The sequence below is a fragment of the Amycolatopsis sp. NPDC051373 genome (genome assembly GCF_040689465.1).
Taxonomy (GTDB): Bacteria; Actinomycetota; Actinomycetes; order Mycobacteriales; family Pseudonocardiaceae; genus Amycolatopsis.
This window is the reverse complement of sequence record NZ_JBFBAE010000042.1, coordinates 69,555-77,006: the sequence shown is the minus strand read 5'-3', so window position 1 is coordinate 77,006 and position 7,452 is coordinate 69,555. Positions and strand designations below refer to the sequence as shown.

Below are 7,452 nucleotides of genomic sequence, written 5' to 3'. Positions count from 1 at the left end.
ACGTCGAGGCCGTGGCCGGTGAGCGTCATGGCCGACACGCGCCCGACCGTCACGCCGCGGTAGGCGACCTCGGAGTTGACGAAGATGCCGCCTGATAGGTGCGCAGCGCGATGTTGCAGTACGGGCACCAGGCACCCCGGTAGGTCACGACCACGGCGGGCTTGCCGGCGCGCGCCGCGGTGAGCGTGGTGGCGGCGCCGTGGGCGTCGAGCAGGTCACCGTCGGGCATGGGGGCGCCGGCGGACAGCACCCCCGCGGGCACGCCGGTGGCGTCCAGCGCGGCCTGCTCGCCACCGAACGCGGCCGCGGCCGCGGCGGGCATCTGCGCGGCCATGCCTTCCTGGAGCGCCTCGACCCGTTCGGCGATGGTGCTGCTGGTGGTGGTCACATCAAACCTTTCGAAGTCCCCGCAGCCCTGCCAGCCGGCAGAACTGGATAGCTCAATCCAGTAGTACCGGCCGCGAACTGGATAGTCAAATCCAGTTCGCCAGGTTTTCCGTAGACTGGGGGCATGACAGAGACGGCGACGGCCCGCTTGACCGCCCGCGGGCAGGCCACCCGGGACCGGATCGTGTCCGCGGCCGCCCAGCTGATGGCCGAACGCGGCGTGGCCGGCACCAGCACTCCCGACGTGCGCGATGCCGCCGGGGTCAGCTCGTCGCAGATCTACCACTACTTCGCCGACAAAAGCGCCCTGACCAGAGCCGTCATCGAGTTCCAGACCACGCGCATCGTCGGCGGCCAGCACGCGCTGCTGTCCCGCCTCGACAGCTTCGCCGCCCTGCGCGCCTGGCGCGACGCGCTCGTGCAACTGCAGCAGGACCTGCGCTGTCAGGGCGGCTGCCCGCTGGCCACCCTCTCGGGAGAGCTCGCCGAACACGACGCCGACGCGCGCACTGCGCTGTCCCACAGCTTCACCCTCTGGGCCGAGGCGATCCGCGACGGGCTCCGGCACATGATCGACCACGGCGTGCTGCGCGAAGACACCGACGCGGAACACCTGTCGCTGGCGATGCTGGCCGCGCTGCAGGGCGGCCTCGTGCTGGCCCAGGCGCAGCGTTCCACAAAGGCGCTGGAAGCCGGTCTGGACTCGATGATCGCGATCATCGAACGCCACGCGGCGAACTGAGCGTCCACAGCGGACAGTCCACACGCGAAAGAGATCAGCCGCCGGGAAACATTTCGGCAATGTCTTACGGGCCACTGACAGCGGCGGTGAAAGTTGCTGAACCAGTCGAGCCCCACGGAAATCCGTAAGGCGACGGTAAGCTGTATCAGCGATTTGGTGGGAATGCTCGTTTTTTCGTCAAGGGCAACGGGTTCGGCGGTCTGGTGGGTCATCGTTGTCTCCCGTGGGCGGGTAAATCGTGAACGACCAGAGAGTAGATCCACTTCGACCGCGCGCGGAGTTCGCTGCACTGGTTCTACGGCAGCGTCGTCCTGCCGAACTTCGGCTTCTTCGAAGGGTTCCGGCTCCTGGCGGAGCTCGGCGTGGCCATCGGCCTCACCTTCGGGCTGCTGACGCGCGTCGCGGCCATCGGCGGCCTGCTGCTGCTCGGCCCGATCTGGCTGATGCTCCTGCACACCAACCAGTACCTGTGGACCTACCCGCTCGACCTGTTCCCCTTGCTGCTGCTGGCGATCGTGCCCGCCGGTCGCGTCGCGGGACTGGACGGGAAGATCATCGGCGAAGCTGGGCAAAGCGGTCTGGCCGCTGTGACCCGAGCCGACCCATCCAAACTTCCTTCGGAGAACACAGAAACTCCGCATGAACGAGATCGGGCACGTATTTTTCCCGGAACAGCCTCGAAATCGGTTCGGTGGTGAGGGTTCGATCAGCACCGTGAAATCCCCGAACCAAGGAGCGCGTGTGTCTTCCGACCCCACCGTTGTACTGGCCCACGGCGCCTGGGCCGACGGTTCCAGCTGGAGCAAGGTGATCGACACGCTGGAACAGGCCGGTGTACGTGTTCTCGCGGCTTCGCTGCCGCTCACGACGCTGCCCGAGGACGTCGCGGCCCTGGACCGCGCAGTGGAGCACGCCGGAGGTCCCGTGGTGCTCGCCGGGCACGCCTACGCCGGCGGTGTTCTCGGCGGCGTGACGGCACCGAAGGTCGAGGCGCTGGTCTACATCTCGGCGCTGGCCCCGGACGAAGGGGAGACCGTCGCCGACGTCTTCGGGCGCGGTACGCCGCACCTCCAGGCGCCGGCGCTGGCCCCCGACGCCCACGGCCTGATCTGGCTCCCCGACGAAGCCTTCGCCGCCGCCTTCGCGCCGAACGCCTCCGCCGAGGAACAGGTCCGCCTGCGCGCGTTGCAGCGCCCGATTTCCGGCGCGTGCATCACGGTCTCGGTGGGCCGCCCGCGGTGGCGCGACGTGCCGTCCTGGTACCTGCTCGCCGAGCAGGACCGCATGGTCCCCGCCGGAAACCAGCGGTTCATGGCCGAACGGATGGGTGCCGAGGTCCGGGTGCACGATGTCGACCACACGCCGTCGGTGACGGCGCCCGACACGGTCTCCGACCTGCTGCTCGAAGTGGTGGCGAAGGTCAAGGCCGGCCGGCGGTGATCACCGTCAGCCCCAGGCGGCTTCCGGTCCCGCACCGACCGGCGGTTCGCCGCCGGCCTCGGCGAACGCCGCCAGCGCCTCCACCAGGCTCCGCCGCCGTTGCTCCGGCATCTTCGCCACGATCTTCGCGATCTCCCGGCGCCGGCGCGCGGTGACCTGGCGGACGGTCTTCATCCCCTCGTCGGTCAGCTCCAGCACGATCTCCCGCCGGGAGACCGGGCTGTGCTGCCGGTGCACCAGCCCCGCGGCCACCAGCCGGTCGACCATGCGGCTGGCCGTGGACGGCGTCACGCCCAGGTGCTCGGCGAGGGTCGCGTGCTTGAGTGGCCCGCGCGTGTGCAGCACCACCAGCAGCCGGAACTGCGGCAGCGTCAGCCGGTCGCCGGCCGCGGCGATCGACCGGACCGACACCGCCACGAGCAGCCGCGACGCCGTGAGCACGGCGTCGGTGAGGGCGTCGACGTCGGCGGTGTCGGCCACCGGACTCGGTCGGGTCATGGCGTCCAGTCTGCCGCAAACGGGGAGAATAGCCCGAAACCGCAGCACCCCGGCATCGCGACGGCGAGCCGGGGTGTGGGAAGTGGACTTCAGGCGACAGCCTCTTCCTCGTCGTCGCGGTGCTCGGCGAGAATCTCCTCGACGCGTTCACGCGGCAGCGCGCTGCGCAGCGCGAGGGCCATGACGATCGCCGTCAGCACCAGCGAGGCGACGGCCCCGAGGTCGAAGTCGAGCACGCCGAGGTTGCCGGCGTGCTTGTCCTGCTCGGGGTAGTCGCCGAGGTAGCTGATGATCGCCAGCCCGGCGAACCACACCAGCACCCACCAGCCGTGCCGGAAGTCCATGCGCGCTGTGCGTCCCTTGGCCAGCGTCTGGTGCAGCGCCAGCAGGACGTAGCCGAACGCGATGACCACGAACAGCTTCCAGTTCGTGTCCCAGCCGGTCCAGTAGATGATCAGGTTCGTGGAGAACAGCGCCAGGAACGCGACGATCCACGCGCCCGAGCGGCCGAGGCGGAACGGCCGGACCTGGTTCGGCAGCTGCTTGCGCATCGCGAGCAGCACCAGCGGCCCGGACCCGAACGAGAGCACGGTGCTGTTGGTGACGAACTGGACGAGCTGGCTCCAGCCCGGGAACGGCAGGAAGAAGAAGCAGCCCACCACGAACGCGAGGATGAGGCTCACCCACGGCACGCCGGTGTTGTTCACCTTCGACAGCCCGGCCGGCGCGTTGCGGTTGCGGCCCATCGCGTACGAGATGCGCGCGGTGACGCCGGTGTAGATGAGGCCGGTGTCCCCCGGCGAGATGATCGCGTCGGCGTAGAGCAGCCCGGCGAGCCAGCCGAGCCCGAGGATGCCGGCGATCGCCGCGAGCGGCCCGAACGTGGCGAGCACGTCGCCACCGGCCGAGAAGTTCGCGCCGACGTTCTGCCAGCCCTGCTTCGCCACCGCGTCGGACGGGACGGCGCCGATGAACGCGATCTGCAGCAGCACGTACAGGATCCCGGTGAGCACGACCGAGCCGATGAGGGTGAGCGGCACGTTGCGCTTCGGGTTCGACGTCTCCCCCGCAAGCTCCACTCCCTGGCGGAACCCGAAGAAGGAGAACGCGATCCCGGCACTGGCGACGGCGGAGAAGATGCCGTGGGCGCCGTAGGGCGCGAAGCCGCCGTAGTCGGTGAAGTGGCTCCCGTCGAAGGCGGTGAACAGGAACACGACGATCACCACGGCGATGATCGCGAGCTTCCACCACACGAGCACGTTGTTGATCCGCGCGAACCAGCGCACGCCGAAGAAGTTCACGAGCACGAACACCGCGAGCAGCGCGATGCAGATCCCGGTGCCCGCCGGGGTGAGCACGGCGTTCTTGTCCGCGTCGAGCGTTTCCAGCCAGGGCACGTAGTTCGTGGCGTACTGCACGACCGCGAGCACCTCGATCGGCGACACCGCGGCCGCGGCGATCCAGGTGACCCAGCCCATCGAGAAGCTGGCGAAGGACCCGAACGAGTAGTGCGGGAACCGCGCGACCCCGCCCGAGTGCGGGAACATCGTGCCGAGCTCGGCGTAGGTCATCCCGATCAGGATGAACATCACCGCGCCGATCCCCCACGACACGATCGCGGCCGGCCCCGCCAGCTCCGCGGCGTTCAGCGCGCCGAACAGCCAGCCGGACCCGATCACCGATCCGACGGCGGTGAAGAGCAGGCCGATCGGGCCGAAGTGCTTCTTCAGCCGCTTGTCGTCGCCAGCCGCGCCCACCTGTTCCGGACTAGTGGTTCCGGCGTCCACGCCCATAGGGCCTCCTCTGTGTTGTCCGACGGCCAGCTACCCCGGTGAACGCCGGGGAAAACACGAGGATGCAAGATTGTTACCCACGGAAACAGTTGGCCAGGGCCGGCGTTCGTCCACAGTGGATCACGCGCGGTTCGGGCGCGACGCGGTGGCGGTGCCCACGCCCGCCGTGGCAGCCTTGTCCCGCAACGGTCCTTTCCGGCACCGGGCAAGCGCGCGAAGAGGAGAACACCATGGAGACCTGGGACGCCATCCGCGCCCGTCGCAACGTCCGCAGCTACACCGACGAGCCGGTGGCCGAAGAGCACCTCACGCGGATCGCCGAGGCCGGCTGGCGCTCGCCCTCGGCGTCGAACCGCCAGCACTGGGACTTCGTGCTCGTGACCGACCGCGCGCAGCTGCGTGAGCTCTCCACGGTCTGGCAGGGCGCCGGGCACCTCGCCGGCGCCCAGGCCGCGATCGTGCTGGTGGTGCCCGAACCGGCCGACGACCGCACGCGCGTGCTCGACCAGTACGACCTCGGACAGGCCACCTACGCGATGATGCTCGCGGCCGCCGACCTCGGCATCGGCACCGGGCACTCGTCGATCGGCGACCAGGACCGGGCGCGCGAGATCATCGGGGTGCCCGGCGACCACGTCGTGTCACTCATGCTGGCCATCGGCTACCCCGCCGACCGGCCGTTGCGGCCCATCAAGAACCCCACGCGCCGCCCGTTCGACGAAGTCGTGCACCGCGGCCGGTGGTGACCTTTCGAGCAGGGTCGAAAGCTTGTCCGCCCGCTCGGGGTGAGCACCGGCGCGGACCACGCGCAGATCGTCCGCGCCGCGGCCGCGGCGACGGTGAGCCGGCAGCGCACCGCCCGGTCGGTGCCCGGCGGCCGCGAGGCGGCCGTCGGTGCGCAGCCGCACGGTGCCGTTGTCCTCACTCAGCGCAAAGCCGTCACCCCGCGGCCGGAAGAAGACGGACTTCGCCCCGGATGCCTTTCGACCGGGCTCGAAACCTCACCCGAACGTGAACGAGTACGCCTGCAGTCCCGGGCTCAGCTTCAGAGTCACCGTGCCCTGCTGGGGTGTCGGGGCTTGGACGACGGCGTGGATGTCCGGGCTGCCGGACACCGGGATCGTCTTCGTGACGCCGCCGGCGGTCGCCGTGACGGTGCCCGTGCCGCCGACGTCGAGGTAGACCGCGGAGGCGTCGTAGGTGAGGGTGAGGGAGGCATCGTCGCCGGCGGTGAGGTATTCGGGGGTCGTGGTCCACTTGCCCTGGAGGTCGACGGGGGCGCCGCCCGCGCCGCTGCGCTCGGAGCCCAGGTAGGTTTCCGGGCTCTGCAACGGGTTCGTGGGGGTGTCGTCGGCGACGTCGGTGCGCGGTGGGAGCGTCTGGCCCGGGTTGGCGGTGGTCAGCAGCTCGCGGATGAGCGACTCGGTGCCGTCGTAGTCGCCTTCGCCGATGGAGACGTGGCGGACGTGCCCGGTGGCGTCGGCGAGGTACTCGGCGGGCCAGGACTCGTTCTTGAAGGCGTTCCAGGTGGCGTAGTCGTTGTCGATCGCCACGGGGTAGGTGATGTGCTGGCGGGCGGCGCCGTCCGCGACGTTGGCGGGGACGTGCTCGAACGCGTACTCCGGCGTGTGGACGCCGACGATCTCCAGGCCCGCGTCGTGGTAGCGCTGGTACCACGCCTCGACGTGCGGGATGGCGCGCTGGCAGTTGATGCACGAGTACGCCCAGAAGTCGTAGAGCACGACTTTCCCTTGCAGCGCGGCCGGTTTCCCGCCGGGAGTGTTCAGCCACTGGTTGATGCCGACCAGCTGCGGCGCGGTGCCGCAGTCCTGCAGCTCGTCGGACGGGTCGCACGCCTGCAGGCTGCCACCACCGACCTTGTCCGCGCCGAGGGCCTGGTTCAGTCCCGCGGTGTAGTCGGGGATGGCGCGCTGCAGCGCGTCGGTGACGTTGAACGTGAGCGCGACGGCCAGCCCGATCACCACGATCCCCGCGGCGATGCGGACTTGGCGCTGCCGGTCGCGGAACGCCTTCACCCGCTCGGCGACGCGGTTGCCGGCCATCGCGAAGAACAGCAGCGGAATCGCCGTGCCGACGGCGAACGCGATCGTCAAAGCGACCGTCGACGCGCCGATCGTGTGCGTCGCGCCGGCCACGGTGATGGCCGCGAGCACCGGCCCCGCGCACGGCACGTAGACGGTGCCGAGCGCGAGCCCGAGAACGAACGCACCGCGGTCGCCCGGCACGGATTTGCGGCCCAGCCGGACAAAGGGGCGTTCCAGGAGGTCTTGCACGCGCGGGAACATCATCGCGACGCCGAGCACCACCAGCACCACGAGCCCCGTCCAGCGCAGCACGTCACCGGGCAGGTGCAGCGCGGCGAGCACGAGCGTGCCAAGGAGCGTGACGAGGCTGAAGCTCAACGCCAGCCCCGCGACGATGAGGAACGGCCGGCGACGCGTGGGTGCCGCTGCCGCGCCGCTTGCCCCGCCCGTCATGAACAACACCGGCAGAACCGGGAGAACGCACGGCGAAATGCCGGTGATCAGCCCGCCCACCAAGCCGATCAGCACCAACGTGATCAGGGTGACC

At 69.9% G+C, this 7,452-nt stretch carries 8 protein-coding genes and 1 pseudogene; 4 read left to right on the top strand and 5 right to left on the bottom strand.

From position 1 onward, the window contains the following. Both AB0383_RS46550 and AB0383_RS46545 read right to left on the bottom strand, forming a co-directional pair. Positions 1–95: pseudogene (locus AB0383_RS46550) on the bottom strand (MlaD family protein); the annotation flags it as partial. Continuing rightward, complete coding sequence (locus tag AB0383_RS46545; protein ID WP_366190900.1) at positions 50–229, bottom strand: redoxin family protein; 180 nt, start codon at positions 227–229, stop codon at positions 50–52. The pseudogene AB0383_RS46550 and the gene AB0383_RS46545, both read right to left, overlap by 46 nt. Positions 230–511: 282 nt before the next feature. On the opposite strand from AB0383_RS46545, the gene AB0383_RS46540 reads away from it, so the two are divergent. From AB0383_RS46540 to AB0383_RS46530, 3 genes are all read left to right on the top strand, one after another. Further along, the gene (locus AB0383_RS46540; RefSeq protein ID WP_366190896.1) at positions 512–1,129 is read left to right on the top strand and encodes a TetR/AcrR family transcriptional regulator; all 618 of its coding nucleotides are present in this window, start codon (positions 512–514) and stop codon (positions 1,127–1,129) included. A 362-nt stretch (positions 1,130–1,491) separates the two neighbouring features. After that, entirely contained in the window at positions 1,492–1,827 is a 336-nt protein-coding gene (locus AB0383_RS46535) for a hypothetical protein (protein WP_366190894.1), read from the top strand. A gap of 43 nt (positions 1,828–1,870) precedes the next feature. Next, positions 1,871–2,569, top strand: coding sequence for an alpha/beta hydrolase (locus AB0383_RS46530; RefSeq protein WP_364173294.1), 699 nt, complete (start codon positions 1,871–1,873; stop codon positions 2,567–2,569). A 6-nt stretch (positions 2,570–2,575) separates the two neighbouring features. On the opposite strand, the gene AB0383_RS46525 is transcribed toward AB0383_RS46530, so the two are convergent. Beyond that, entirely contained in the window at positions 2,576–3,067 is a 492-nt protein-coding gene (locus tag AB0383_RS46525; RefSeq protein WP_366190891.1) for a MarR family transcriptional regulator, read from the bottom strand. Positions 3,068–3,156: 89 nt separating this feature from the next. Continuing rightward, positions 3,157–4,860 carry an APC family permease gene (locus AB0383_RS46520; protein WP_364173299.1) on the bottom strand — a complete coding sequence of 568 codons (1,704 nt, stop codon included), beginning with the start codon at positions 4,858–4,860 and terminating at the stop codon, positions 3,157–3,159. Between the two features lie 230 nt (positions 4,861–5,090). On the opposite strand from AB0383_RS46520, the gene AB0383_RS46515 reads away from it, so the two are divergent. Next, positions 5,091–5,606 carry a nitroreductase family protein gene (locus AB0383_RS46515; RefSeq protein ID WP_364173302.1) on the top strand — a complete coding sequence of 172 codons (516 nt, stop codon included), beginning with the start codon at positions 5,091–5,093 and terminating at the stop codon, positions 5,604–5,606. A 255-nt stretch (positions 5,607–5,861) separates the two neighbouring features. On the opposite strand, the gene AB0383_RS46510 is transcribed toward AB0383_RS46515, so the two are convergent. Continuing rightward, positions 5,862–7,433, bottom strand: coding sequence for a cytochrome c biogenesis protein CcdA (locus tag AB0383_RS46510; protein WP_366190898.1), 1,572 nt, complete (start codon positions 7,431–7,433; stop codon positions 5,862–5,864). Positions 7,434–7,452 lie beyond the last annotated feature (19 nt).